Annotated in this window: 26 protein-coding genes; 13 read left to right on the forward strand and 13 right to left on the reverse strand. The window is 70.7% G+C overall.

What is annotated here, in order from left to right:
• Positions 1 to 52 precede the first annotated feature (52 nt).
• Together MRBLWS13_RS04925 and MRBLWS13_RS04930 are read left to right on the forward strand one after the other, a co-directional pair.
• Positions 53 to 655 carry a 3'-5' exonuclease gene (locus MRBLWS13_RS04925; protein WP_349427918.1) on the forward strand — a complete coding sequence of 201 codons (603 nt, stop codon included), beginning with the start codon at positions 53 to 55 and terminating at the stop codon, positions 653 to 655.
• Positions 656 to 730: 75 nt separating this feature from the next.
• Positions 731 to 2,053 (forward strand): DNA recombination protein RmuC, encoded by a 1,323-nt coding sequence (locus MRBLWS13_RS04930; RefSeq protein WP_349427919.1) that lies wholly within the window; start codon positions 731 to 733, stop codon positions 2,051 to 2,053.
• A gap of 48 nt (positions 2,054 to 2,101) precedes the next feature.
• Here the strand turns inward: MRBLWS13_RS04930 and MRBLWS13_RS04935 are convergent, their stop codons facing one another.
• The gene (locus tag MRBLWS13_RS04935) at positions 2,102 to 2,314 is read right to left on the reverse strand and encodes a UDP-N-acetylmuramyl pentapeptide phosphotransferase (protein WP_349427920.1); all 213 of its coding nucleotides are present in this window, start codon (positions 2,312 to 2,314) and stop codon (positions 2,102 to 2,104) included.
• 143 nt (positions 2,315 to 2,457) lie between these two features.
• Positions 2,458 to 3,447, reverse strand: a complete 990-nt coding sequence (gene glpX / locus MRBLWS13_RS04940; RefSeq protein WP_308869542.1) for a class II fructose-bisphosphatase — start codon at positions 3,445 to 3,447, stop codon at positions 2,458 to 2,460.
• Between the two features lie 228 nt (positions 3,448 to 3,675).
• On the opposite strand from glpX, the gene fbaA reads away from it, so the two are divergent.
• Positions 3,676 to 4,707, forward strand: a complete 1,032-nt coding sequence (fbaA, locus tag MRBLWS13_RS04945) for a class II fructose-bisphosphate aldolase (protein ID WP_349427921.1) — start codon at positions 3,676 to 3,678, stop codon at positions 4,705 to 4,707.
• 115 nt (positions 4,708 to 4,822) lie between these two features.
• Here fbaA and MRBLWS13_RS04950 read toward each other — a convergent pair whose 3' ends face one another.
• The 4 genes from MRBLWS13_RS04950 to MRBLWS13_RS04965 all read right to left on the reverse strand — a co-directional run bounded on the left by MRBLWS13_RS04950 (position 4,823) and on the right by MRBLWS13_RS04965 (position 7,834).
• Entirely contained in the window at positions 4,823 to 5,524 is a 702-nt protein-coding gene (locus MRBLWS13_RS04950) for a hypothetical protein (protein WP_349427922.1), read from the reverse strand.
• On the reverse strand, positions 5,521 to 6,060 hold the full coding sequence (locus MRBLWS13_RS04955) for a sigma-70 family RNA polymerase sigma factor (protein ID WP_349427923.1): 540 nt from the start codon (positions 6,058 to 6,060) through the stop codon (positions 5,521 to 5,523). The genes MRBLWS13_RS04950 and MRBLWS13_RS04955 overlap by 4 nt, the downstream gene beginning before the upstream one ends.
• 134 nt (positions 6,061 to 6,194) lie before the next feature.
• Entirely contained in the window at positions 6,195 to 6,797 is a 603-nt protein-coding gene (locus MRBLWS13_RS04960; protein ID WP_349427924.1) for a DUF6264 family protein, read from the reverse strand.
• Positions 6,794 to 7,834: a 4-hydroxy-3-methylbut-2-enyl diphosphate reductase gene (locus tag MRBLWS13_RS04965; RefSeq protein WP_349428988.1), complete on the reverse strand. Its 1,041-nt coding sequence runs from the start codon at positions 7,832 to 7,834 to the stop codon at positions 6,794 to 6,796. Before MRBLWS13_RS04965 ends, MRBLWS13_RS04960 begins: the two co-directional genes overlap by 4 nt.
• Before the next feature lie 157 nt (positions 7,835 to 7,991).
• On the opposite strand from MRBLWS13_RS04965, the gene xseA reads away from it, so the two are divergent.
• Genes xseA through MRBLWS13_RS05000 form a run of 7 tightly spaced genes read left to right on the forward strand, consistent with a single transcriptional unit; the run spans position 7,992 to position 14,541 of the window.
• Positions 7,992 to 9,347, forward strand: coding sequence for an exodeoxyribonuclease VII large subunit (xseA, locus tag MRBLWS13_RS04970; RefSeq protein ID WP_349427925.1), 1,356 nt, complete (start codon positions 7,992 to 7,994; stop codon positions 9,345 to 9,347).
• A gap of 10 nt (positions 9,348 to 9,357) precedes the next feature.
• Positions 9,358 to 9,603 carry an exodeoxyribonuclease VII small subunit gene (locus tag MRBLWS13_RS04975; protein ID WP_349427926.1) on the forward strand — a complete coding sequence of 82 codons (246 nt, stop codon included), beginning with the start codon at positions 9,358 to 9,360 and terminating at the stop codon, positions 9,601 to 9,603.
• Positions 9,600 to 10,247 carry a DUF4245 family protein gene (locus tag MRBLWS13_RS04980; RefSeq protein WP_349427927.1) on the forward strand — a complete coding sequence of 216 codons (648 nt, stop codon included), beginning with the start codon at positions 9,600 to 9,602 and terminating at the stop codon, positions 10,245 to 10,247. The genes MRBLWS13_RS04975 and MRBLWS13_RS04980 overlap by 4 nt, the downstream gene beginning before the upstream one ends.
• The gene (locus MRBLWS13_RS04985; RefSeq protein ID WP_349427928.1) at positions 10,244 to 10,894 is read left to right on the forward strand and encodes a carbonic anhydrase; all 651 of its coding nucleotides are present in this window, start codon (positions 10,244 to 10,246) and stop codon (positions 10,892 to 10,894) included. Before MRBLWS13_RS04980 ends, MRBLWS13_RS04985 begins: the two co-directional genes overlap by 4 nt.
• Positions 10,895 to 10,939: 45 nt before the next feature.
• A complete protein-coding gene (locus MRBLWS13_RS04990; protein WP_349427929.1) occupies positions 10,940 to 12,334 on the forward strand; it encodes a class II fumarate hydratase in 1,395 nt (464 codons plus the stop codon).
• A 48-nt stretch (positions 12,335 to 12,382) separates the two neighbouring features.
• Entirely contained in the window at positions 12,383 to 13,888 is a 1,506-nt protein-coding gene (locus MRBLWS13_RS04995; protein WP_349427930.1) for a HAMP domain-containing sensor histidine kinase, read from the forward strand.
• Entirely contained in the window at positions 13,885 to 14,541 is a 657-nt protein-coding gene (locus tag MRBLWS13_RS05000) for a response regulator transcription factor (protein ID WP_349427931.1), read from the forward strand. The genes MRBLWS13_RS04995 and MRBLWS13_RS05000 overlap by 4 nt, the downstream gene beginning before the upstream one ends.
• A 109-nt stretch (positions 14,542 to 14,650) precedes the next feature.
• Here the strand turns inward: MRBLWS13_RS05000 and MRBLWS13_RS05005 are convergent, their stop codons facing one another.
• The 4 genes from MRBLWS13_RS05005 to MRBLWS13_RS05020 form a co-directional block, all read right to left on the reverse strand.
• Positions 14,651 to 15,331, reverse strand: a complete 681-nt coding sequence (locus MRBLWS13_RS05005; protein WP_349427932.1) for a hypothetical protein — start codon at positions 15,329 to 15,331, stop codon at positions 14,651 to 14,653.
• Between the two features lie 169 nt (positions 15,332 to 15,500).
• Positions 15,501 to 16,856, reverse strand: coding sequence for a PhoH family protein (locus MRBLWS13_RS05010; protein WP_349427933.1), 1,356 nt, complete (start codon positions 16,854 to 16,856; stop codon positions 15,501 to 15,503).
• 257 nt (positions 16,857 to 17,113) lie between these two features.
• Positions 17,114 to 18,244, reverse strand: a complete 1,131-nt coding sequence (locus MRBLWS13_RS05015) for an aminotransferase class V-fold PLP-dependent enzyme (protein ID WP_349427934.1) — start codon at positions 18,242 to 18,244, stop codon at positions 17,114 to 17,116.
• 36 nt (positions 18,245 to 18,280) lie between these two features.
• Positions 18,281 to 19,066 (reverse strand): isoprenyl transferase, encoded by a 786-nt coding sequence (locus tag MRBLWS13_RS05020; protein ID WP_349427935.1) that lies wholly within the window; start codon positions 19,064 to 19,066, stop codon positions 18,281 to 18,283.
• A 111-nt stretch (positions 19,067 to 19,177) separates the two neighbouring features.
• On the opposite strand from MRBLWS13_RS05020, the gene MRBLWS13_RS05025 reads away from it, so the two are divergent.
• Positions 19,178 to 19,921 (forward strand): hemolysin III family protein, encoded by a 744-nt coding sequence (locus MRBLWS13_RS05025; RefSeq protein WP_349427936.1) that lies wholly within the window; start codon positions 19,178 to 19,180, stop codon positions 19,919 to 19,921.
• Positions 19,922 to 19,953: 32 nt separating this feature from the next.
• Here the strand turns inward: MRBLWS13_RS05025 and MRBLWS13_RS05030 are convergent, their stop codons facing one another.
• On the reverse strand, positions 19,954 to 20,283 hold the full coding sequence (locus tag MRBLWS13_RS05030) for a hypothetical protein (RefSeq protein ID WP_349427937.1): 330 nt from the start codon (positions 20,281 to 20,283) through the stop codon (positions 19,954 to 19,956).
• Positions 20,284 to 20,399: 116 nt separating this feature from the next.
• On the opposite strand from MRBLWS13_RS05030, the gene MRBLWS13_RS05035 reads away from it, so the two are divergent.
• Both MRBLWS13_RS05035 and greA read left to right on the forward strand, forming a co-directional pair.
• Positions 20,400 to 20,792: a DUF4307 domain-containing protein gene (locus MRBLWS13_RS05035; RefSeq protein ID WP_349427938.1), complete on the forward strand. Its 393-nt coding sequence runs from the start codon at positions 20,400 to 20,402 to the stop codon at positions 20,790 to 20,792.
• Between the two features lie 100 nt (positions 20,793 to 20,892).
• Positions 20,893 to 21,384 carry a transcription elongation factor GreA gene (gene greA / locus MRBLWS13_RS05040; protein WP_349427939.1) on the forward strand — a complete coding sequence of 164 codons (492 nt, stop codon included), beginning with the start codon at positions 20,893 to 20,895 and terminating at the stop codon, positions 21,382 to 21,384.
• 30 nt (positions 21,385 to 21,414) lie between these two features.
• On the opposite strand, the gene ilvA is transcribed toward greA, so the two are convergent.
• Both ilvA and MRBLWS13_RS05050 read right to left on the reverse strand, forming a co-directional pair.
• Positions 21,415 to 22,713, reverse strand: a complete 1,299-nt coding sequence (gene ilvA, locus MRBLWS13_RS05045; protein WP_349427940.1) for a threonine ammonia-lyase — start codon at positions 22,711 to 22,713, stop codon at positions 21,415 to 21,417.
• Entirely contained in the window at positions 22,710 to 23,915 is a 1,206-nt protein-coding gene (locus tag MRBLWS13_RS05050; RefSeq protein WP_349427941.1) for an AI-2E family transporter, read from the reverse strand. The genes ilvA and MRBLWS13_RS05050 overlap by 4 nt, the downstream gene beginning before the upstream one ends.
• Positions 23,916 to 23,917 lie beyond the last annotated feature (2 nt).

A 23,917-nucleotide genomic window follows, 5' to 3' on the forward strand; every position in this document is an offset into this window, starting at 1 on the left:
TCGTGCGGCGCGCCTTCCGCCGGTGCGGCCCAGGCCGGGTGAGTCTGGGGACGTGCCACTGGATTTCACCGCGATCGACTTCGAGACGGCGAACTCCAGCAACGCGTCAGCCTGCGCGGTCGGTCTCGTGCGGGTGCGCGACGGCCGGATCGTCGAGAAGACCGGCTGGCTCATCCGTCCGCCGGCGGGGCACGACGTGTTCTTCGAGCTGAACGTGCGCATCCACGGCATCCAGCCCGAGGACGTCGCCGACGCCGCCACCTGGAGCCGGCAGCTCGCCGACATCGTCGCCTTCGCCGGCGACGACATCCTCGTCGCGCACAACGCGGGCTTCGACATGGCCGTGCTCAAGCGCGCGTGCGACGCGACGGGCGACGACTGCCCGGCCTACCGCTACGCGTGCAGCCTCCAGGTCGCGCGCAAGGTGTACCGGCTCGAGTCGTACCGGCTGCCGTTCGTCGCCGCAGAGGCCGGCTTCGCCGACTTCCCCCATCACAACGCGACCGCCGACGCGCTGGCCTGCGCCCACGTGATGATCGACGCCGCACGCCGGGTGGGCGCGACTGACATCGAAGCCCTCACAGAGGCCGTCGGCGTGCGTGTGTCGCAGATCGCGATCGCCGCCGCACCCGCGATCTCGTTCGCCGTCGCCTAGGGCCGTCTCGTCCCCGTCGGCCGCGCCGCCGCGCGGCACGGCCGCCATGTCGGAGGCATCCCCCACTCTGGAGACATGGACGCAGTCGTGATCGGTGTGGTGGTGATCGCCTGCATCGTCGTGGGCGCCGTGGCGGGGTGGGCGGCGGGACTCGCACGCGGAGCGTCGCGCGCGGCCCGCGAGCAGGCCGATCTCACGGCACGCCTCGCGGGCTCAGAGGCGGCACGACAGGGGGTCCAGGCCCAGCTCGAGCACCAGCAGCTGCTCTACCGTGAACTCGCGAGCCAGGCCCGCCACGACCAGGCCGCGCGCGAGGAGCGCGAACGGCGCGAGCAGTCGGTGCTGCGCGCCCTCGCTCCCGTGCAAGAGACGCTGGCCGCGATGCACACCAAGGTCGACGACCTCGAACGGGATCGGCACCTCCAGTTCGGCACGCTCGCCGAGCAGCTGCGGCGCGCGCACGAGTCCGACGAGGCACTGCGCGCGACCACCGAGTCGCTCGCGATCGCTCTGCGCTCCGGCAGCACGCGCGGCGTCTGGGGCGAGACGCAGCTGCGGCGGGTCGTCGAGGCCGCCGGGCTCACCCGGCACGTCGACTTCGATCTGCAGACCTCGATCACGACGGATGCCGGAGCCGGCCGCCCCGACATGGTCATCCGCCTCCCCGGCGACAAGGCCATCGCCGTCGACGCCAAGGTGCCGCTCGACGCCTTCCTCGAGGCGAGTGCGATCCCGCTGACGGCCCAGGGCGCCGAGGCGGCACGACGTCGCACCCTGCTCGACAAGCACGTCAAGGCGGTGCGCGCCCACGTCGACGCGCTGGCCCGCAAGACCTATTGGGCCGGCCTGTCCTCCAGCCCCGAGTTCGTGGTGTGCTTCCTTCCCAGCGAGTCGCTGCTCGCGGCCGCGCTCGAAGAGGACGCCTCGCTGCTCGACTACGCGTTCGGCAAGCGCGTCGCGCTGGCCTCGCCGGTGAACCTCTGGGCCGTCCTCAAGACCGTCGCGTACACGTGGACCCAGCAGGATGTGACGCAGGAGGCGCGGGTCCTCTTCGACCTCGGCAACCAGCTGTACGAGCGGCTGGGGTCGCTCGCCTCGCACGCCGACGACTTGCGCCGCGCGATCGAGCGGACCGTCGACAGCTACAACCGTTTCGCGGGATCGCTCGAGACGCGCGTGCTGGTGAGCGCGCGCAAATTCCCCGGTATCGACGCGACCAAGCTCGACGCGGTGAGCGAACCGGCCACGATCGACAAGACGCCGCGCCGGCTCACGGCGACGGAGCTGCTCGACGAGACGCTCGCCGGCATCGACGACCCTCCGCCGGCGACCACGGATGCCGCAGTGACCGCGGAACTGGGCGAGGTGCGCGCGCGCATCGCGGCGCCGAACGAATGAGGCGCGAGCTGCCGCTTGCGCTCTGCGGCGCGGCCGCGGGCTGCGGACTCAGGCGCCGCCGGGGACGAAGCTCAGCAGCACGATGACCGCGGCCGAGACGCCGACGAACGCGCCGACCATCCACCAGGCGCTGATCTCGTGACCTTCGTCGCGCCGCACCCGCAGCAGTACATCGGGTCGGCGTGCCGGATCGATCGCGTTGGCGACCACCGCGTGTGCGCCCGTCTGGGGCGACGACGGATCGGCGGACTGCACAGACATCGTCAACTCCTCGCTTCGGGAACACCGTCGTGTCGCCATCGACACCACAGTCGATTCTGCCAGAGTCGCTCCGCGACGGCGGTCACGAAACAGTCACAGGCGCATCATCTGCCGCACCTGTCACACCGGCATCGCGTGAGGCGTCACAACCACTTCGATACGAGGTGCTCCGACGAGATGCGGCGGAGCGTGCCGGACGCGCCTCGGAGCACGACGCTCTCGGTGTAGACGTATCCGCCTTCGCGGCGGACGCCCGCGACCAAGGCGCCGTCGGTGACTCCGGTCGCCACGAAGATCGTGTTGTTCCCCTTGACGAGTTCGTCCGCCTCGTAGACGTAGCCGTCGAGCTGCAGACCGGCGTCGACGCCCCGCTGCTTCTCGTCGTCGTCGCGCGGCCACAGTCGGCCCTGGATGTGCCCGCCGAGCGCCTTGATCGCGCACGCAGTGACGATGCCCTCCGGGCTTCCTCCGACACCGACGCACATGTCGGTGCGGGCGTTGTGACGGGCGGCGTTGATGCCGCCGGCGACGTCGCCGTCGCTCATCAGGCGCGTGCCCGCCCCTGCCTCGCGGATCTCCTCGATGAGGCGCTCGTGACGCGGGCGGTGCAGCACCGACACCACCAGCTCGTCGACGGGCTTGTCGAGGGCCTTCGCGAGCAGGCGGATGTTCTCGCCGATCGGCAGGCGGATGTCGACGACGCCCACACCGGCGGGTCCGGTGACGAGCTTGTCCATGTAGAAGACGCTGGAGGCGTCGAGCATGGTGCCGTGGTCCGAGACCGCGATCACCGAGAGGGCGTTGTTGCGCCCCGCGGCCGTCAGCGAGGTGCCGTCGATCGGGTCGACCGCGACGTCGGCCTGCGGACCGCGGCCGTTGCCGACGCGCTCGCCGTTGTAGAGCATGGGCGCTTCGTCCTTCTCGCCCTCGCCGATGACGATCGTCCCGTCGAAGTTCACCGTGGTGAAGAAGGCACGCATCGCGTCGACCGCCGCGCCGTCGGCCGCCTCCTTGGCGCCGCGGCCGATGAACGGCACCGCGCGGATCGCCGCCGCTTCCGTCGCCCGCACGAGTTCCAGTGCGAGGTTGCGATCGGGGTGGAGAGGACTCATATCCGCGGTAAGGCTGACCATGCGGTCAGCCTAGCCAGCCTCTCGCCCGATTCACGGGAATTTCACTCAACGGCAAGCGAAGGAATCGCGTTTCTTTGCGATATCGCAGGGACGGGTGTTTCCCACGGCAGCGGGGGCCACCGGCATCCGTGCGCTCTCCGGGGCTTGGGTAGAGTTTGCGTTACGCCCGCAGGGATCAACGGCCCTGAGCCGACACCCCTTCAGACCCGTGAAGATCTAGGAGCACCCATGCCCGTCGCCACCCCGGAACAGTACGCCGACATGCTGGACCGCGCGAAGGCCGGTGGCTTCGCGTATCCCGCCATCAACGCCGCCAGCTCGCAGTCGGTCAACGCCGTCCTGCAGGGCCTCACCGAAGCAGGCTCCGACGGCATCCTGCAGGTGACCACGGGCGGCGCCGACTACTTCGCCGGCCACACCGTGAAGGCCCGCGCGACCGGCGCACTCGCCTTCGCCGCCTACGTCCACGAGGTCGCCAAGAGCTACCCGATCACCGTCGCCCTCCACACCGACCACTGCCCGAAGCCGGCGCTCGAGGACTTCGTGCTGCCCCTCATCAAGGCCTCGGAGCAGGTCGTCGCCGACGGCGGCAACCCCATCTTCCAGTCGCACATGTGGGATGGCTCGGCTGTTCCGCTCGCCGAGAACATCGAGATCGCGAAGGAGCTCCTCCCCCGCCTCAAGGCGATCAACGCCATCCTCGAGGTCGAGATCGGCGTCGTCGGCGGCGAAGAGGACGGCGTCCAGCACGAGGGCTCGAACGAGGCCCTCTACACGACGACCGCTGACGTCTCGCAGGTCGTCGAAGCACTCGGCCTCGGTGAACAGGGCCGCTGGATCGCCGCCCTCACCTTCGGCAACGTGCACGGCGTCTACAAGCCCGGCAACGTGAAGCTGCGCCCCGAGCTCCTCGGCGAGATCCAGGAGGGAATCGCCGCGCAGTTCGGCACCGGTCCCAAGCCGCTCGACCTCGTCTTCCACGGCGGCAGCGGCTCGACCGACGAAGAGATCGCCACCGCGGTCGCGAACGGCGTCGTGAAGATGAACATCGACACCGACACGCAGTACGCCTTCACGCGGTCCGTCGCCGGCTTCATGTTCAAGAACTACGACGGCGTGCTGAAGGTCGACGGCGAGGTGGGCAACAAGAAGGCCTACGACCCGCGCGCCTGGGGCAAGATCGCCGAGTCGGCGATGGCCGCACGCGTGGTCGAGGCGACACAGCAGCTGGGTTCCGCCGGCAAGAGCCTCGCCGCCTGACGGCTTCCGTTCGGGAGCCACGCGCCCCGAACACCTCGGATGCCTCGGCACCGGTCCTGCGAAGGACTCGGCGTCGGGGCATCCGTCGTCTCACCCCGTCACCGGCGACGGCGGCTCACTCCCCCGGCTCGCCGCGCAGCAGGACGCGGCCGTCCGAGACCGCGCGCACCTCGATCGAGGCGATGTCGGCACGGTCGAGGGCGGTGCCGGCATCCAGATGCGCGGTCGATCCAGGCCCGGCGCGCCAGCTCGACAGCTCGCTGGTGGCGCCGTCGGCCGACGTGACGACGAGCACGTACGGCCATTCCTGATCGTTGGCATAGGGATCGTCGCTGGGCGGGTAGTCGCAGACCATCGAGATCCGCGTGCCCCACGCGACGTCGGTCAGCTCCACGGTCGCGCTCAGCGGCACGTCGGTGACCGGCTGGAGCGCGACGACCTCTTCCGGCACCGCCGCCGGCACGACCGAGGTCGTGACGGCGAAGGCGACCACCACGGCGAGCACCGCGGCGGCGGCGATCCCGCCGCCCCAGGCGAACATCCTCCGACGGCGTGCGCTGCGCGTGCCCCGTGCCACCATCCGGGAGCGGGCCGCCGGGTCGGGGCCGCTGTCGCCCGGTGGGTCGAGGAGCGACTCTGCCCGGTCCACTCCCACGCGCGCCAGGAGGCCCAGCGCGGGTGCGAGGTCGGCGATCGCGTCGCGGCAGAGGCGGCACTCGTCGAGGTGCGCCTCGTACAGCCGGCGATCGTCGGAGCTGAGCGCGCGCACCATGTACGCGGCATCCCAGTCGGCGAAGCGGACGTGGTCGGTGCTCATCGCGTCACCCCCTTCTCCTGAAGGGTGAGCCGGAGAGCACGCAGCCCGTAGTGCAGGCGCGACTTGACGGTGCCGGGCGGGATGTCGAGTTCGTCCGCCATCTCGGCGACGGAGAGCCCGCGATAGTACGCGCGGACGACGACGGCGCGGTGCTCCGTCGTGAGTGCGGCGAGCGCCTCCTCGACGAGGATCGCCTCGAACAGCGCGTCGGTCGCGTCGGGCGCGGCGCGCTCGGGCACCTCCGCGACGCCGATCTCACGGCGGCGCCGCGCGCTGCGCGCCTCGTCGATGACGAGGTGACGGGCCACCGTGAACATCCACGAGCGCGTGGTCGAGGGATCCTGCTCGAGGATCCTGGGCGTTCGCCACGCCCGCAGCAGCGTCTCCTGCACGATGTCGTCGGCGCCGGCGCGATCGCCGGTCAGATGCACGACGTAGCGCCAGACCGGTGCGGCGTGGGCGTCGTACAGAGCAGCAAGCCGCTGCGCATCGCGGCCGGCGGCGCTGTCACGACTCTCCACGCTGTCGTGCGGCATCCATCACCTCCCGCAGAGGACACGAGACGTGGCACCCGCAGGTTCAGGTGAGCCGCCACGCCCCCGCCGTCATCACGAGTATGGACCTGCGATGCGGCATCGTGGCAGACCGGTGGGCCGCGTGACCCCGGGGATCAGCCGCCCGCGCTCTCCACGAGCGCCTGCCACACAGCCGGATCGTTCATCAGGGGCACGGCCATGAGCGTGCCGGAGACGAACGTGAACAGGATGCCGCCCACGAGCGGGATCCACCAGGTCAGCCGTCCTCGGCGCACGCTCCACCACGAGACCACGGCCGTCGCGCACCAGCCGACCGCGAGGACGATGACGGCGGCGATCCCCCACGCCCTTCCCGCGGCCGGATCCGTGATCTGCACGTCGACGCCCAGCATGGAGAGCAGCGTCTCGGCGTACGCGCCGTAGTCGAGGAAGGCGGGCACCGACGAGACGACGTTGACCAGGCCGTACGCGAGCAGCGCGAACGTCACGATGCGGTCCACCGGACGAGGACGACGTTCGGCGGGCGCGGGCGACGCGGGGATGCCAGGGGCGGGCGCGTCCGTCATGACCGGCGCCACCGGCTCCTGTTGCCACGGCGCGGGCTCCTGGATGCGCGCGCGCTGCTCCTCGGGCGTGGCGTACTCGCCGAACTGGGGCCTGGGCCGCGACGAGTCCGCACGCGGTGCGGCCGGCCGCACCGGCGGGTCGGGCTCGGTGTCGGCGGACGTGTCGCTCATGCGCGGCTCCGGCCGCCGAGGGCACGGTCGTCGCGCTTGCCGGCGGCATCCGTCCGGAGCTCCTTGGGCAGCGAGAACTGCAGGTCCTCCTCCGCCGTGCGGACCTCCTCGACGTCGCGGTAGCCCGCGGCGGCGAGGTCGTCGAGCACCTGCTGCACGAGCACCTCGGGCACCGAGGCACCGCTGGTGACCCCGACCGTCTCGACGCCCTCGAGCCAGGCCTGCTCGACCTCGTCGGCGTAGTCGACGCGGTAGGCGGCCTTGGCGCCGTACTCGAGCGCGACCTCGACGAGCCGCACGCTGTTCGACGAGTTCGCCGAACCGACGACGATCACGAGGTCGGCATCCTTGGCGACCTTCTTGATCGCGACCTGACGGTTCTGAGTGGCGTAGCAGATGTCGTCCGACGGCGGATCCTGGAGCTCCGGGAACCGCGCACGCAGGCGCCGCACGGTCTCCATGGTCTCGTCGACCGACAGCGTCGTCTGCGACAGCCACACGACCCTCGACGGGTCGCGCACCTCGATGGTGTCGGCCTCGTCCGGCGAGTTCACGATCGTGACGTGATCGGGTGCCTCGCCTGCCGTGCCCTCGACCTCTTCGTGGCCGACGTGGCCGATCAGGAGGATCTCGTAGTCATCGCGGGCGAAGCGCACGGCCTCGCGGTGCACCTTGGTGACGAGCGGGCAGGTGGCGTCGATGGCGCGGAGGCCCCGATCGGATGCCGCATTCACGACCGCCGGCGACACCCCGTGCGCGCTGAAGACGACGTGGGCGCCCTCGGGAACCTCGTCGACCTCCTCGACGAAGATCGCACCGGCGGCCTCGAGCTCGGTGACGACGTGGATGTTGTGCACGATCTGCTTGCGCACGTAGACGGGGGCGCCGAAGCGCTCCAGCGCCTTCTCCACCGCGATGACCGCGCGGTCCACGCCGGCGCAATAGCCGCGCGGGGAGGCCAGGAGCACCCGCTTCTGTCCGGTGCCGGCGATATCCTGGAGCGGTTCGCGCCGCCGCGGGATGCGCGGGACGGGCATGCTCACAGGGGCCTGACTCGCTCGGGTCTGCCCCGCGGTGCTGATGCTCACCCCTCGATTCTACGGGCGGCCTCCTGAGCGGGGCCTCCGCGAGACCGCCCGCGACGCCCGAGGGTTCGCGGGCGAGAGCAGCCCGTCTCGGGCACGAAAGGACCGCATGACGACCTTCCAGCCCGCCGCCGTCCCCGGCGAGCCGCCGCCCGCCGACTCGGTGCGGCCGCGCGACTCCTCGCCGCAGGCGCCGACATCCGTGGCCCGCCTCAACGACACGATCCGCGGATTCGTCCAGACGTGGGGCTCGGTGTGGGTCGAGGGCGAGATCACCGGCTGGAACCAGCGTGGCGGCAATGTGTTCGGGCGGCTGAAGGATCTCGTCACCGACGCCACCATCTCGTTCCGCATCTGGTCGTCGACGCGCGACCGGCTGCCGGGCGACCTCAAGGTCGGCGACCACGTGATCGCCTGCGTGAAGGCCGACTACTTCGTGAAGAACGGGGACTTCGGCTTCGGCGTGTCGGCGATGCGCCACGTCGGGCTCGGCGACCAGCTCGAGCGTCTCGAGCGGCTGCGGGTGCAGCTGCGCTCGGAGGGGCTGTTCGACCCGTCGCGCAAGAAGGCCCTTCCGTTCCTCCCGCGTCTGATCGGACTCATCACCGGCGAGAACTCGGATGCCGAGAAGGACGTCCACCGCAACGCCGAGCTGCGCTGGCCGCAGGTGCGGTTCCAGACGAAGTACGCCGCCGTGCAGGGCGACCGGTGCGTGCCCGAGACCATCGCGGCGCTGAAGGCGCTCGACGCCGCACCCGATGTCGACGTCATCATCATCGCCCGCGGCGGCGGCGACCCGCAGACCCTGCTCGGATTCAGCGACGAGCGCCTGCTGCGGGCGGTGGCTGCGGCATCCACCCCCGTCGTGAGCGCGATCGGCCACGAGAACGATCACCCGCTCCTGGACGACGTCGCCGACCTCCGCGCCTCCACGCCGACGGACGCCGCGAAGCGCATCGTTCCGGACGTCGCCGAGCAGCGCGCCATCGTCGGTCAGCTGCGCGCGCGCATGAACACGCGCCTGGCTCAGCGCATCTCGCACGACATCGCCCAGCTCGAGCAGCTCCGGTCACGACCGGTGCTGCGTGCGCCAGAGACGCTGCTGACCACCCGCGCGCACGAGGTCGAGCTGCTCGCAGCACGAGGCCGGGACCGCGTGGACCGCTCGCTCCAGCTGCACGAGCGGCGCACCGCCGAGCTGCGCGCGACACTGCGCGCACTGTCCCCCGCGTCGACGCTCGCCCGCGGCTACGCCATCGCGCACTTGGCCGACGGCGTGATCGTGCGGGACGCGGCGCAGGCTCCGGCATCCACCGCCGTCGTGGTCACTGTGGGGCGCGGATCGTTCGCCGCGCACTCGGACGGGGAGATCGCCGAACATCCGCCCGTCTCCGTCGGCACGGCGCCGGCAGACCCTGCCGAGCCCGACCCGGCGGGGCACGGCGCCCCCTCTGCCGCGAACTAAGATGGAGGCCATGACTGAGACGAGCGGCGCCCTCGAGGACGTCGCGACCCTCTCGTTCGAGCAGGCGCGGGATGAACTCGTCCGCGTCGTCGCCGAACTCGAGCAGGGAGCTCCCACCCTCGAGCACTCCCTCGCCCTCTGGGAGCGCGGGGAAGCCCTCGCCGCACGCTGCGAGGAGTGGCTGCTCGGCGCCAAGCGGCGTCTCGAGGCCGCCCGGTCGACGGTCGACCGCGCCGACGGCGAGGAGACGCGATGACGCGCGGACCCCGCATCGTCGCCGAGCTCGGCCGCCCCGAGACACCCGAGGAGACCGCCGACCGCAAGGCGGAGTCGTCGCGCGTCTACCGCTCGAGCCAGAACGTGCGCAATCTCATCGCCGCGCTGCTCGCGACCCTCGCCGTCGTCGTCGTCATCGTCTTCGCCGTCCCCCGCGGCACTCCCCCCGAGCGCGAGCCGATCGACGTCTCGGCAGTCGCCGCCGACATCGCGGCGTCGGAGGACCGCACCGTCATCACGCCCGAGCTGTCGGACGGCTGGGTCGTGAACAACGCGCGCATCGAGGGCAACGGCCCGGTCCGCGCCTTCACCGTCGTCTACGCCCCGGCCGGCGAGGACGAGCGCGGGTTCCTGCGCGTGGCGCAGGGCTTCGACGCCGACGAGTCGTGGGCCGCCCGCGTCCTCTCGGGCTCGGCCCCGCAGGACACCGTGACCATCGACGGCCTCACGTGGGAGCGCTACGACCTCGACCCCGATCGCACGGAGAACATCACTGTCGCCCTCGCCACCGACGCCGGCGCCGACACGGTGCTCATCTACGGCGCGGCGAGCGAGATGGCGCTGGAAGAGACGGCGCGTTCCGTCACCGATCAGATCACCGCATTGCGCGAGGAGGCCGAGTGACCGACCAGCCCACGCCCGCGAGGGCCTGGCAGGAGATGCAGCGCGGCAACGCGCGCTTCGTGGCCGGGGAGCCCCGGCATCCCCGCCAGGACGTCGATACCCGCCATGACCTCGCGGACGGCCAGCGTCCTCGCGCCGCCCTGTTCGGCTGCGCGGATTCACGACTGGCGGCCGAGATCATCTTCGACAAGGGCCTCGGCGACCTGTTCGTCGTGCGCAACGCGGGCCAGGTCATCTCCGACTCGGTCGTCGGAAGTCTCGAGTACGCCGTGGCGGTGCTCGAGGTGCCGCTCATCGTGGTGCTCGGACACGACGCCTGCGGCGCGGTGCGCGCGGCGATCGACATCACCGACCCCGACGCCGACCCGCTGCCGCCGCACATCTGGCGCCTGATCTCGCCGATCGTCCCCGCCGTGCGCCGCGTCCAGCGCGCGTCCGCCGTCGACGGCGTCTACCCCGCCGAGATCGACGCCGACGAGGTCGGGCGCGAGCACCTCCGCGACACCGTGGGTGAACTGCTGCACGCATCCGAGCTCATCAGCACCGCCGTCGCCGAGGGCCACCTCGCGATCGTCGGCGCCAACTACCGCCTCGCCGAGGGCACCGCGGTCCCCGACGTGATGGTCGGCATCCCCGACCAAGCCTGACACGGCCTTCCCCCCATCCCGTACCGACACATGAGGAACAACGACGTGACCGACATCGAGTACCGCATCGAGCACGACACCATGGGCGAGGTGCGTGTGCCCAAGAACGCGCTCTACGCCGCCCAGACCCAGCGAGCCGTCGAGAACTTCCCGATCTCGGGCGACCGGCTGGAGCCCGCCCAGATCGTGGCGCTCGCACGCATCAAGAAGGCCGCGGCCTTGGCGAACAGGGAGCTCGGCACCCTCGACGGCGCGATCGCCGACGCCATCGCCGGCGCGGCCGACCGCATCATCGCGGGAGAGTTCGCCGACCAGTTCCCGATCGACGTCTACCAGACCGGCAGCGGCACCTCGTCGAACATGAACATGAACGAGGTGCTGGCCACCCTCGCGACGCAGGCGCTCGGCGCGACGGTTCACCCGAACGACCACGTCAACGCCTCGCAGTCGTCCAACGACGTGTTCCCCACCTCGGTGCACATCGCGGTGACGCAGGAGCTCATCGACGACCTGATCCCGGCCCTCGACCACCTGGCGGTCGCCCTCGAGGCGAAGGCCGAGCTGTGGAAGACGGTCGTCAAGTCGGGTCGCACGCACCTCATGGATGCGACGCCGGTCACCCTCGGCCAGGAATTCGGCGGCTACGCGCGCCAGATCCGCCTCAGCATCGAGCGTGTGCAGGCCGTCCTCCCCCGCGTCGCCGAGGTGCCGCTCGGCGGCACCGCCGTCGGCACCGGCATCAACACTCCGCTGGGCTTCCCACAGCGGGTCATCGAGCTGATCGTCGCCGACACCGAGCTGCCGATCACCGAGGCCAAGGACCACTTCGAGGCCCAGGCCAACCGCGACGGCCTCGTCGAGGCGTCCGGCGCCCTGCGCACCATCGCGGTGTCGCTCACCAAGATCAACAACGACCTGCGCTGGATGGGCTCCGGCCCGAACACCGGCCTCGGCGAACTGCACATCCCCGACCTGCAGCCGGGCTCGTCGATCATGCCCGGCAAGGTGAACCCGGTGATCCCCGAGGCGACGCTCATGGTGTGCGCGCGTGTCATCGGCAACGACGCGACCGTCGCGTGGGCGGGCGCGTCGGGTGCCTTCGAGCTGAACGTCGCGATCCCGATCATGGGCAGCGCGGTGCTCGAGTCCATCGAGCTCCTCGCCAACACGTCGCGAGTGCTCGCCGACAAGACCATCGACGGTCTCGAGGCGAACGTCGAGCGTGCTGCGGCGTACGCCGGGATGTCGCCCTCTATCGTCACGCCGCTCAACAAGCTGATCGGCTACGAGGCGGCGGCGAAGATCGCCAAGCACTCGGTCGCGAAGGGCATCACGGTGCGCGAGGCCGTGATCGACCTCGGCTACGTGGAGCGCGGAGAGCTCACGCTCGAGCAGCTGGACGAGAAGCTGGACCTCCTCTCGATGACGCACCCGGGCTGATCCGCCCGCCCCATGCCGCTACACCCTCGTCGGCGGGATAATCGGGACATGGCCCGAACGTCCCGCCCGGTCCCCGCGCGCGTCAGGATCCTTGCCGCGATCCTTGCCGTCGCATGCGTCGGCCTGGCGATCGTGGGCAGCGTCACCTTTCTCGTACAGCGCGAGCAGGCCCTCACGAGCGTCAACGAGCGGCTCAAGGCCCAGGTGTCGTCGCTGGATGCCGTGGCGGACGACACCGCCGCAGGGACGCCCTCCGGCGCCTCCGAAGCCACGGACGAGCTCGACAAGGACGAGTTCGATTCGATCGACGACTACCTGAACGCCGTCGTCGCGCGCCTGGTACCCGCCCGCAACGAGGCCTCACTCGCGCTCATCGACGGTTTACCGCGCTGGGTGCCGTCGACGCTGTCGGGCTTCGACATCTCGCGGAACCAGGAGCTCATCGACCGCGTCGTCGCAGAGACGGCCGGCGGCAGCACAGAGATGGGGACGGCGGTCACCGATCAGGGGTCGCTGCGCTACATCGCGATCCCGGTCCGCATGGACGGCGACCCGCGCGAGGGACTCTACGTGCGTGCCGTCAACCTCGGAGCCGAGCTGCAGCCGGTGACTTTCGCGATGACGACGTACGTGATCGCGGCCGTGGCCGTGCTGTTCGCGGTCGGCATCGTCGGCTGGTTCGTCACCGGTCGGCTGCTCTCGCCGATCCGTCACCTCCGCGAGACCGCCGACGCGATCTCCATCAGCGACCTGTCGCGGCGGCTCGAGCCCCACGGCAATGACGACATCTCCGACCTGTCGCGCACCGTCAACTCGATGCTCGACCGGCTCGAGGACTCTGTCGACGATCAGCGCCAGCTCCTCGACGATGTGCGCCACGAGCTCAAGACGCCCATCACGATCGTGCGCGGCCACCTCGAGCTGATGAACCCGCAGGATGCCGCCGACGTGGCCTCCGCGCGTGACATCGGCATCGCCGAGCTCGACCGCCTGACGCGGCTCGTCGAAGACATCGACCTGCTCGCGACGGCCGAGACGGACTCGACGAACCTCGCCGCCGTCGACCTGGCGTGGTTGACCGCCCGCGTCGGCGAGCTCGTCGGCGTGATCCCCGGCCACGACTGGACGATCGAGGCGGTCGCCGACGGCGAGACGACCGGCGATCAGGACCGTCTGCTGCAGGCATGGCTCCAGCTCGCCGACAACGCCGCGAAGTACACGCCCCTGGGCAGCCCGATCGAGATCGGCAGCGCGCGCGACCTGGAGGGCGCCCGACTGTGGGTGCGCGATCACGGGCCGGGCATCCCCGCGGACCAGCGGACGCGGATCTTCCGCCGCTTCGACCGCGCCCACGTCAAGCGATCCGTCGGCGGCTCGGGTCTCGGCCTCGCGATCGTCGACGCGATCGCCAAGGGTCACGGCGGGCATTGCGTCGTCACCGACACGCCGGGCGGCGGCGCGACCTTCACCATCCACCTGCCTCCCACGGAGGCCGAGCTGCCGGTGCCCGTTCGTGCCGGAGATGTCGTACTGCAACGGGAGGCCGCGGGATGACCAGGATCCTCATCGTCGAGGACGAGCCGCGGATCGCGGCGTTCGTCAGCCGCGGGCTCGAAGCCGCCGGCTACGAGACGCTCGTCGTCGAGGACGGCCCCGAGGGACTCGAATCGGCGCTGCGCGGCGACGCCGATCTCGTGCTGCTGGACGTGGGCCTGCCCACGATGGACGGGTTCGAGGTGCTTCGCGAACTGCGCGCCCGCGGTTCGGCGGTGCCGGTGATCATGCTGACCGCGCGATCCAGCACGCGTGACACGGTGACCGGACTGGATGCCGGGGCGAACGACTACGTCCCCAAGCCGTTCACCTTCGAAGAGCTTCTGGCGCGCGTCCGTTCCCGGCTGCGCGAGAGCGTCCCGCAGCCCGGCGTGTCGATCTCGCACGGCGACGTCGTCCTGGACATCCTCGCGCGGCGAGCAACGGTCGCCGGACGCGAGATCGACCTGTCCGCACGCGAGTTCGCGCTGGCCGAGCAGTTCCTGCGCAACCCCGGCCGCGTGCTCAGCCGCGAGCAGCTGCTGAGCCGCGTGTGGGGGCTGGACTTCGATCCGGGCTCCAACGTCGTCGACGTGTACGTGCGGTATCTGCGCGGAAAGCTCGGGTCCGACCACATCGTCACGGTCCGCGGCGCCGGCTACCGCTGGGAGTGAGGCGGCGCGGGCGTCCGTGGTCCGGCCGGCTCCCCCGCGCGCGAAGAAGCCCCCGGTGCTGGGGGACACCGGGGGCTGTGAAAGGCCGGACTGGGGGATCCGACCGTTGTCAGTCGCGCTTGTCTGGGGAATTGCGCGACTGGTCTTTCTTCGCGTCGTGATCGGCGCCGTTGCCGTTCCCGACGTTTCCGCCCGCATGTGCGGGACGATCCGGGCCGTTCGATGTGCGATCGGCTGAGGACTTCTGCTTCTGCTGCTCCACGGGCGCGACCAGGTTCTGCTGACCGTCGGACTGCGTCCGGACCGGACGCTCGGCCGTCTCGGTCTTCTCGGCCGTCCCACGCTCGAGGCGCGACACCAGCGCGTCGATCCGCGCGGTGGTCCACCCTTGCGCGTTCGCCCACGAGCGGAGCTCCTCCCACGACCCGGCCGCCTTCGCCGCGGCGATGACGGTCTCGATGTCGGCGGGCGCCGCGGGCTCGGTCGCGATAGGTGCGTTTGTGGTGGCCCGCGAGCCGTCGGGCGCCAACGGCTGATCGACGACCTGCGGAGCGGGTGCCTCCACCACTTCGGCGTTGACCGGAGGCACAGGTGCCTCCGGTGTGACGGCCGCGGAGGCGGACGGCGACGGGGAGGTCGCGGAGGGAACGATGACGCGCTCGGAGGCCAAGCTCGTACCGGGCGAATCGGCCAGCGCCATGGTGTTCGCGAGAGCGACCGCGGTCACGACGGCGATGCTCGCAGCGACGGCGGTCACGCCGCCGATCACGAGCCCCGTGCGTGCTTCCACGACTCTGCTGCCTCCCATACGCGGATCGAATTCCCCTCCATCCATGGTGACAGACCGATCGCCGCACAAGTGCCACAGGCGATGAGACTCTTCTCATGCGCCGACGGCGCCGACAGCCGGGATGTCGGCATCCCGGCCCGTCAGCGCCGTCAGTGCAGCTGCGTGTCACCTAGGCGAGCTCGCCCGCCTCCAGAAGGTCGGTGACGAGGGCGGCGATGGCGGAGCGCTCGGAGCGCACCAGCGTGACGTGACCGAACAGCGAGTGACCCTTCAGCGTCTCGATGACCGAGGCCACACCGTCGTGACGACCGACGCGCAGATTGTCGCGCTGGCCGACGTCGTGGGTGAGAACGACTCGCGAGCCCTGCCCGATCCGGCTCAGCACCGTGAGCAGCACATTGCGCTCGAGGGACTGCGCCTCGTCCACGATCACGAAGGCGTCATGCAGCGAGCGGCCGCGGATGTGCGTGAGCGGCAGCACCTCCAAAAGGCCCCGCTCGATCACCTCGTCGAGCACATTGCCCGACACGACCGAGCCGAGGGTGTCGAAGACCGCCTGACCCCAGGGGTTCATCTTCTCCTGCTGGTCGCCCGGCAGATACCCGAGTTCCTGCCCGCCGACGGCGAACAGCGGCCGGAACACGATGATCTTGCGCTGCTGCTGTCGCTCCAGCACCGCCTCGAGCGCCGCGCACAGCGCGAGCGCCGACTTGCCGGTGCCGGCTCGCCCGCCCAGCGACACGATGCCGACGTCGGGGTCGAGAAGCAGGTCGATGGCGATGCGCTGCTCGGCCGAGCGGCCGTGCAGTCCGAAGACCTCTCGATCACCCCGGACCAGGCGGAACTCGCCGTCGTCGATCACGCGCCCGAGTGCGGAGCCGCGCTCGGAGTGGACGATCAGCCCGGTGTTCACCGGAAGTCCTCTCACGTCCTCGCTGACGGCGACCTCGCTCTCGTAGAGATCGCTGATGTCGTCGCCCGACACGTCGATCTCGGAGATGCCGGTCCAGCCCGAGTCGACGGCCTGCTCCGCGAGGTACTCCTCCGCCGTGATGCCGAGCGACGCCGCCTTGACCCGCATGGGCAGGTCTTTCGAGACGACCGTGACCTCCTGGCCGTCCTGGGCGAGGTTCATCGCGATGGCGAGGATGCGGCTGTCGTTGTCGCCGAGGCGCATGCCCGAGGGCAGCACCGACGAGTCGGTGTTGTTGAGCTCGACGCGCAGCGTGCCGCCCAGACCGACGGGGACCGGGAAGTCGAGCCGGCCGTGTTCGACGCGCAGCTCGTCGAGATGGCGCAGCGCCTGCCGGGCGAAGTAGCCGATCTCGGGGTCGTGCCGCTTGCCCTCGAGCTCCGTGATCACCACCACGGGGATGACGACGCTGTGCTCGGCGAAACGGAAGAACGCCCGTGGATCGCTGAGCAGCACTGATGTGTCGAGAACATAGGTGCGCAGATCCTGATCGGGCTCTGCGATCTGCTCGAGATCCTGACTGCGCTGCTCGTGTGGTGCTCGTGTGGTCACAACCCACTCCCGCCCCGGGTGGTTCACCCGGCAGTCACGAGTCGACCAGGGTACCGAGTCGTGGATCGTGAAGTCGCGATCCGTGAGGCCGACTCGACCGGGCTCCTTGCCCGATGGCCTCACGCTACGACCGACCTTCGACATTGCGCGCGCCCGACACGCGGGAACAATGTGACGATCCGGTGAACGGATGCCGCGATCGTGCGGCCGGTCGCTCCCGCCCCGCCTCGCCGGCGGAGCGTCCCCTCGCGGGCGCGTCACCACACCCGCGCGGCCGAGAACGCGGCGAGCGCATCGCCGAACAGCCGCAGGGTGTCGGCGGCGGTGCCGACGTGCGGCGCGACGCGGATGCGGCCGGCACGGGCGGTCACGGTGAGCCCGTGGTTCGCCAGGGACGCGGCGAGCGGCGCGGCGTCCTGCGGTGCGGGCTCGAGCGTCACGATGCCCGCCCGGCGCTCGGGGTCGCGCGGTGTGACCACCGGCACCTCGTAGCGGTCTGCGGCGAACATGACGTCGGCTGCGCGCGCCGACAGCTCCGCTTCGATCTGCGCGACGCCCACGTCGGCGACCTCGCGCAGCGCGGTCGCCAGGCGAGCCGCAGCGAGTGTGTCGGGTCCCGAGACCGAGAAGGCCTGGGCGGAGGCGGACGGCGCGGGCACGGCGTCGACGGGCAGGTCGCCGTCGACGCCGCGGAAGCCCGAGAGCACGGGGGCGATCCGCTCGAGCGCACGCGCGCCGAACCAGGAGAAGCCGGTCCCCCGGCCCGCGCGCAGCCACTTGTAGCCGTGGCCGCAGACGACGTCGGCGGCGAGGTAGTCGGCGTCGACCATGCCGAAACCCTGGATGGCGTCAACGATGAGCAGGCGATCGCCGATGACCTCGCGCAGTGCGGACAGGTCGGTGCGGTAGCCGGTGCGGAAGTCGACGAGGCTGACCGCGACAGCGCGGGTGTCGTCCGAGAGCGCCGAGCGCACCGCATCGGGTGTCATGAACCCGTCGGCTGGTTCCACCCACTGCAGCTGGAGCGAACCGAACGCCTCGGAGGCACGCGTGGCCGCGACGGTGAGGCTGGGGAACTCGCCCCGGCCCAGCATGAGCCCCCCGGCCAGGCCGTAGACGGCGTGCATCAACCCGTACGTGGTGGACGGCTGCAGCACCACCTGCTCGGCATCCGTCCCGATCAGTTCGGCGACGAGCTCCCGGGCCTCGCGCACGTGGTCGGCGACGAGCTCGATGCTCGTGCGCCGGCCCGAGCCGAGCAGCTCGGTGTCACCCTGCGCCTCGCTGCGGACCGCAGGCGAGAGCGGCCCGAACGCCGCCCAGTCCAGATACCCGGGTTCCCCATCGAACGACGCCAGATAAGAATCCAGATCGGTCACGCGGATCATTCTGGCAGAGCGGCGATCGCCGGTGTGACGAAGTGCTCAGCTGCCGAAGCGGCGCTCCCGCGAGGTGAAGTCGCGGATGGCGCGCAGGAAGTCCACTTCGCGGAGGTCGGGCCCGAGCGCTTCGACGAAGTAGAACTCCGAGTGGGCCGACTGCCACAGCAGGAAGTCGCTCAGCCGCTGCTCGCCCGACGTGCGGATCACGAGATCGGGATCGGGCTGGCCGCCGGTGTAGAGGTGCTCCCCGATCTGCTCGGGAGTGAGGCTCGCCGCGAGCTCCTCGAGGGATCCGCCCTGCTCGTCGTGCTGCGCGATGATGCTGCGCACCGCGTCGACGATCTCGCCGCGTCCGCCGTAGCCCACCGCGAGGTTGACGTGCATGCCGGTGTTGTCCTTGGTGCGGGCTTCGACGTCGGCGAGCACCCGGGCGAGGTCGCCCGGCAGTGCGACGGCGCGACCCACGTGCTTCACGCGCCAGTCGCGCTCGTGCGAGAGCTCGTCGGCGAGCTCGGCGATGATCTCGATGAGATCCGAGAGCTCCCGGGAGTCGCGCTTGCGGAGGTTGTCGTTCGAGAGCAGGTAGAGCGACACCACGCGGATGCCCACGTCGTCGCACCAGCGCAGGAACTCCTTCATCTTCGCCGCCCCGGCACGGTGGCCGTGAGCAGCGGAGTCGTAGCCGAGCTGCCTCGCCCAGCGGCGATTGCCGTCGATCATCATCGCGAGGTGGTGCGGCACGGCTGCGGGATCGAGCCGGCGACGGAGGCGGTTGATGTAGAGGCGGTAGAGAGGCCCTCTGCCCTCGTTCGTCTCGCCGCGCGCCACAGACCTACGCTACCCCTCGCCCGCCACGGACCCTAGCGCGGCCGGCGCCCCGGCATCCAGGGGCCCGGCTATGTTCCCCGGCCGGCATGCGGCGCCGTCTACGCTGAGGTGATGAGCCGCCGTCGCAGTGCCCCCCGGGCCCCCGAGGTTCCCGTGCTGCCGCTGATGGATGCCGCCGCCGTCGACGCGGCCACGCCCGAGATCAAGCCCTCCTGGCGCGGCTGGATCCATGCGGCCACCTTCCCCATCGCCATCGTTGCCGGCATCGTGCTGATCGTGCTCGCGCAGGGCGCGCCGGCCAAGTGGGCGTGCGCGGTGTTCATGGCCACGTCGCTGCTGCTGTTCGGCAACTCGGCGCTGTATCACCGGTTCGACTGGAACCCGAGGACCAAGGCGATCCTCAAGCGGATCGACCATGCCAACATCCTGCTGCTGATCGCCGGCACCTACACCCCGATCGCGACGCTCGCGCTCCCGCCCCAGAAGGGCGCGCTGCTGCTCGTGCTGGTGTGGAGCGGGGCGCTGCTCGGCATCCTGTTCCGGGTCTTCTGGATCCATGCTCCGCGCTGGCTCTATGTCGCGCTCTACCTCGCGCTGGGGTGGGCGGCGGTGATGTATCTCGTCGATCTGTTCGAGGCCAACGCCGCGATGATGATCCTCGTCGCCGTCGGAGGGCTCCTCTACACCGGTGGCGCCATCGTCTACGCGCTCAAGCGGCCCAACCCGTGGCCCGGCCACTTCGGCTTCCACGAGATCTTCCACGTGTGCACGGTGCTGGCGTTCCTCTGCCACTGGACGGCGTGCCTGCTGATCGCCCTCGACCCGCTGTCACCATCGCTGGGGCTCCCGGGCTGACCCGTCCCGGTGCCGCCGCGCGCTCAGCGTGCTCAGCGCTTCGGAGCGGGCCCGCCGGCGTCGTCGCCACGGGTCTCGTCATCCGCGGGGTCGATCCTCTCGTCGTCGACCTCGGTGGCCTCGGTCGCCCGGGCCGCCTGCGCCTCGGCGTCCAGCTCCTCCTGGATGTCGGCGCGCACGCGGCCTCGCCGGATGCGGCGCATCATGTCCCACACCAGCAGGATCACCGCGATCGCGATGAACGCGGTGACGACGAAGCCCACGACGCCCGGCGTCACGATGTCGGGGTCCACCTCGGAGGGCGAGGGCGTCGGCGTCGGAGTCGCCGCGGCGCTCAGGAAGGCGACGATCGCGTGCTGCATATGGTCCTCGCTCTGCCCGCGGGGCGGGCGGTGTCGTCGGGGGTGCGCGCGAGCGCATAGCCTGGAGTTCCAGCCTAATCTTTCCGATCCGGCCCGATGAGACGTCAGGGAGCGGCGTGACCACGCAGGACATGCTCGACGAGCGCTACGGCCGTCAGCGTTCGCCTGGGCGTCGCTGGGCCATCGGCGCCGGCATCCTGGTCGCGGTCGGAGTCGTCGCCCTGTTCGGCTGGTTCACGGTGCAGAACGCGCTGGACGCGGTCGACTCAGACACGACCTCGTTCGAGGTCGTGGACGAGCACTCCGTGACGCTCGGATTCCAGATCACCGCTCCCCAGGGATCGGCGGTCGCGTGCGCGATCGAGGCGCAGGACGAAGAGCACGGAGTGGTCGGCTGGAGGGTCGTCGAGCTGCCCGCCTCCGACCTGCATGCGCGGGCCTTCCGCGAGGTCATCCCCACCACTGCCCTGGCTACGACAGGTTTTGTCAACTCCTGCTGGGTGACGTAGTCTGACGGGACATCAGTCGAATCGCGCCCTGGCCGTGAGCCAGGGCGTTCGGTTTATGCCCGTGCCGTCCCGCGCGCCGGGCCCAACGAAGGAGTCAGCCGTGTCCACCGACGCCCCCGTGACCTTCCTCACCCAGGACGCGTACGACCGCCTGGCCGCCGAGCTCGAGCACCTCTCGACGACCGGCCGCGAGGAGATCGCCAAGCGCATCGAGGCCGCGCGCGAAGAAGGCGACCTCAAGGAGAACGGCGGCTATCACGCCGCCAAGGACGAGCAGGGCAAGCAGGAGGCGCGCATTCGCACCCTTCAGCACCTGCTGAAGACCGCCACCGTCAGCGAAGCTCCCGAGAGCACCGGCGTGGTCGAGCCCGGCACCGTCATCACCGCGATCGTCGCCGGAGGCGAAGAAGTCTTCCTCCTCGGCAATCGCGAGATCGCGGTCGGTTCCGAGCTCGATGTGTACAGCGAGGCCTCTCCTCTGGGCGAGGCGATCCTCGGCCGCAAGGAGGGCGAGAAGACCTCGTATACCGCGCCGAACGGGCGTGAGATCGCCGTCGAGATCGTCAAAGTCGAGACCTACAACGGTCAGTAGCAGCCGGCCCCGGCGAGCGCATCCCGCGGGCTAGTCGGGGACGACCGTCGGCGCGTAGCCGGCGTCCTCGAGCACCGAGATGACGTGCGCGCGGTGCTCCTCGCCGCGCGTCTCGACGCTCAGCTGCAGGATCACCTCGCTGATCTGCAGCCCCTGCCCGTGGCGCGTGTGCAGCACCTCGATGACGTTCGCCCCGGCGATCGCCAGCAGCTCCGACACCTGCGCGAGCTGACCGGGGCGATCCGGAAGCGGGATGCGCAGAGTCATGTACCGGCCGGATGCCGCCAGCCCGTGCGCGACGACGCGCTGCAGCAGCAGGGGGTCGATGTTGCCTCCGGACAGCACCGTCACAGTCGGGCCGTTCGCCACGACCTTGCCCGCGAGGATCGCTGCCACGCCGACGGCGCCCGCGGGCTCGACGACCTGCTTGGCGCGCTCGAGCAGCACGAGGAGGGCACGGGCGATGTCGTCCTCGGTGACCGTGACCACCTCGTCGACGAGGTCGCGGATGATCTCGAACGGCAGGTCGCCCGGCCGCGCCACTGCGATGCCGTCGGCGATGGTGGGCAACGTCGGGATCTCGAGCGGATGCCCCGCGGCGAGGGAGGGCGGATACGCGGCGGAGTTCGCCGCCTGTACGCCGACCACCCGGATGGTCCGTCCCTCGGCGGCCGCGCGAGCCTTCACGGCCGCGGCGACGCCGGCGATGAGCCCTCCCCCGCCGATGCCGAGCACGATGGTGTCGAGGTCGGGCAGCTCGTCCATGAGCTCGAGGCCCAGTGTGCCCTGGCCGGCGATGACGTCGTGGTGGTCGAACGGGTGGATGAAGACGGCGCCGGTCCGCTCGGCGAACTCGGCGGCCAGTCGCAGCGGCGTCTCGACGGTGGCGCCCTCCAGCACGACGTCGGCGCCGTAGCCGCGCGTGGCGAGCAGTTTGGGCACGGGCACGCCGAGCGGCATGAAGATCGTCGCGCGGATGCCGAGCGCCTTGGCCGCGAGGGCCACACCCTGCGCGTGGTTGCCGGCCGAGGCGGCGACGACGCCGCGCGCACGCTCCTCGGCCGTCAGCCGCGACAGGCGATACGTCGCACCGCGGATCTTGAACGAGCCGGTCCGCTGCAGGTTCTCGAGCTTCAGATGGACCGGCACGCCCAGGACGTCGGACAGGTGCTGCGACTCGTCGAGCGGAGTGTGGGCGATGACGCCCTCCAGCGTGGCCCTGGCGTCCTCGAAGTCCGCGAGGGTCGGCACCGCGAACGCCGCCGAGCCGGCGTCGGCGGCGGCGGCCGCGGGTCGGGCGTGGCCGGCGGAAGACATGGCGGTGGTCACGAACGGACTCTCCTCTGCCGCGGAACGGTGCTCCAGATGAGGTCGCCGGAGGGTTTGGCTCCGGTCTCCCAGGCGCGTTCGGCGAGATAGACGGCGACGACGTTGACGAACGCCGCGAGCGGGACGGCGAACAGGGCGCCCGGGATGCCGGCGATCATCGCGCCGCCGGCCACCACGAGCACGACCGCGAGCGGGTGCACCTTGACGGCGGACCCCATCAGCAGCGGCTGGAGGACGTGGCCCTCGAGCTGCTGCACGCCCAGCACGACGACGAGCATCCAGAGCGCGATCCACGGACCGTTGTAGACGAGCGCGAGGAACACGGCCACGGTGCCGGTGACGACGGCACCGACGATCGGCACGAATGCGCCGAGGAAGACGAGCACGGCAACGGGGATCGCGAGCGGGACACCGAGGAGGGCGGCACCGAGGCCGATGCCGATCGCGTCGATCGTCGCGACCAGCAGCTGCGTGCGGGCGTAGTTGACGACGGTGACCCAGCCGGCGCGTCCTGCGCCGTCCGCCGCCGGCCGCGCCTTCTTGGGGAACAGCCGCAGCGTCCACCGCCAGATGCCGGCGCCGTCGGCGAGCAGGCACAGCAGGATGAAGAACGCGAGCACGGCGCCGGTGACGACGTGACCGATCGTGGATCCGATCGCCAGCGCACCTGACCAGAGGAGCTCGGCCTGCTGCTGGACGAAGACCCAGCCCTGATCCAGCAGGTCGTCGATCTGCTCGGGGCTCAGGTGCAGCGGCCCGTCGATGAGATACTGCCGGAACTGGTCGATGGCGGCCACCGTGCTGGCCTGCACGGAGTCCCACTGCCGCATGATCTGCCAGACCACGAGCCAGAGCAGTCCCGTCACGATCGCGAGGGTGCTGACGACCGAGATGACGATGGCGAGCCAGCGAGGCATCCTCCGGCGCAGCATCCACGCGAACGCGGGCCACAGCAGGGCGGTGATGAGGATGGCGATCAGAAGCGGGATCACCAGCAGCTTCAGCTGGATGACGAGCCAGACGCCGATGCCGATGGCGGCGGCGACGACGATGACCCGCCAGGAGTAGGCGGTGGCGACCCGGAGACCACGCGGCACCGCGGCGGAGGTCTCGGTGGAGACCACGCGGCTGCGGTCGCGGACGGCATCGAAGAGCGAGCTGCGGGGCTTGTCTTCGGAGCCGCTCGTACGCCCAGTGCTCATTC

Source organism: Microbacterium sp. LWS13-1.2, assembly GCF_040144835.1.
Classification (GTDB): Bacteria; Actinomycetota; Actinomycetes; order Actinomycetales; family Microbacteriaceae; genus Microbacterium.

Bases quoted from the DNA above. Each gene is read 5' to 3' on its own strand.
- MRBLWS13_RS04930 (WP_349427919.1), top strand. From the start codon at position 731: ATGGACGCAGTCGTGATCGGTGTGGTGGTGATCGCCTGCATCGTCGTG.
- MRBLWS13_RS04935 (WP_349427920.1), bottom strand. From the start codon at position 2,314: ATGTCTGTGCAGTCCGCCGATCCGTCGTCGCCCCAGACGGGCGCACAC.
- glpX (WP_308869542.1), bottom strand. From the start codon at position 3,447: ATGGTCAGCCTTACCGCGGATATGAGTCCTCTCCACCCCGATCGCAAC.
- fbaA (WP_349427921.1), top strand. From the start codon at position 3,676: ATGCCCGTCGCCACCCCGGAACAGTACGCCGACATGCTGGACCGCGCG.
- MRBLWS13_RS04950 (WP_349427922.1), bottom strand. From the start codon at position 5,524: ATGAGCACCGACCACGTCCGCTTCGCCGACTGGGATGCCGCGTACATG.
- MRBLWS13_RS04955 (WP_349427923.1), bottom strand. From the start codon at position 6,060: ATGCCGCACGACAGCGTGGAGAGTCGTGACAGCGCCGCCGGCCGCGAT.
- MRBLWS13_RS04960 (WP_349427924.1), bottom strand. From the start codon at position 6,797: ATGAGCGACACGTCCGCCGACACCGAGCCCGACCCGCCGGTGCGGCCG.
- MRBLWS13_RS04965 (WP_349428988.1), bottom strand. From the start codon at position 7,834: ATGCCCGTCCCGCGCATCCCGCGGCGGCGCGAACCGCTCCAGGATATC.
- xseA (WP_349427925.1), top strand. From the start codon at position 7,992: ATGACGACCTTCCAGCCCGCCGCCGTCCCCGGCGAGCCGCCGCCCGCC.
- MRBLWS13_RS04975 (WP_349427926.1), top strand. From the start codon at position 9,358: ATGACTGAGACGAGCGGCGCCCTCGAGGACGTCGCGACCCTCTCGTTC.
- MRBLWS13_RS04980 (WP_349427927.1), top strand. From the start codon at position 9,600: ATGACGCGCGGACCCCGCATCGTCGCCGAGCTCGGCCGCCCCGAGACA.
- MRBLWS13_RS04995 (WP_349427930.1), top strand. From the start codon at position 12,383: ATGGCCCGAACGTCCCGCCCGGTCCCCGCGCGCGTCAGGATCCTTGCC.
- MRBLWS13_RS05000 (WP_349427931.1), top strand. From the start codon at position 13,885: ATGACCAGGATCCTCATCGTCGAGGACGAGCCGCGGATCGCGGCGTTC.
- MRBLWS13_RS05015 (WP_349427934.1), bottom strand. From the start codon at position 18,244: ATGATCCGCGTGACCGATCTGGATTCTTATCTGGCGTCGTTCGATGGG.
- MRBLWS13_RS05025 (WP_349427936.1), top strand. From the start codon at position 19,178: ATGAGCCGCCGTCGCAGTGCCCCCCGGGCCCCCGAGGTTCCCGTGCTG.
- MRBLWS13_RS05030 (WP_349427937.1), bottom strand. From the start codon at position 20,283: ATGCAGCACGCGATCGTCGCCTTCCTGAGCGCCGCGGCGACTCCGACG.
- MRBLWS13_RS05050 (WP_349427941.1), bottom strand. From the start codon at position 23,915: ATGAGCACTGGGCGTACGAGCGGCTCCGAAGACAAGCCCCGCAGCTCG.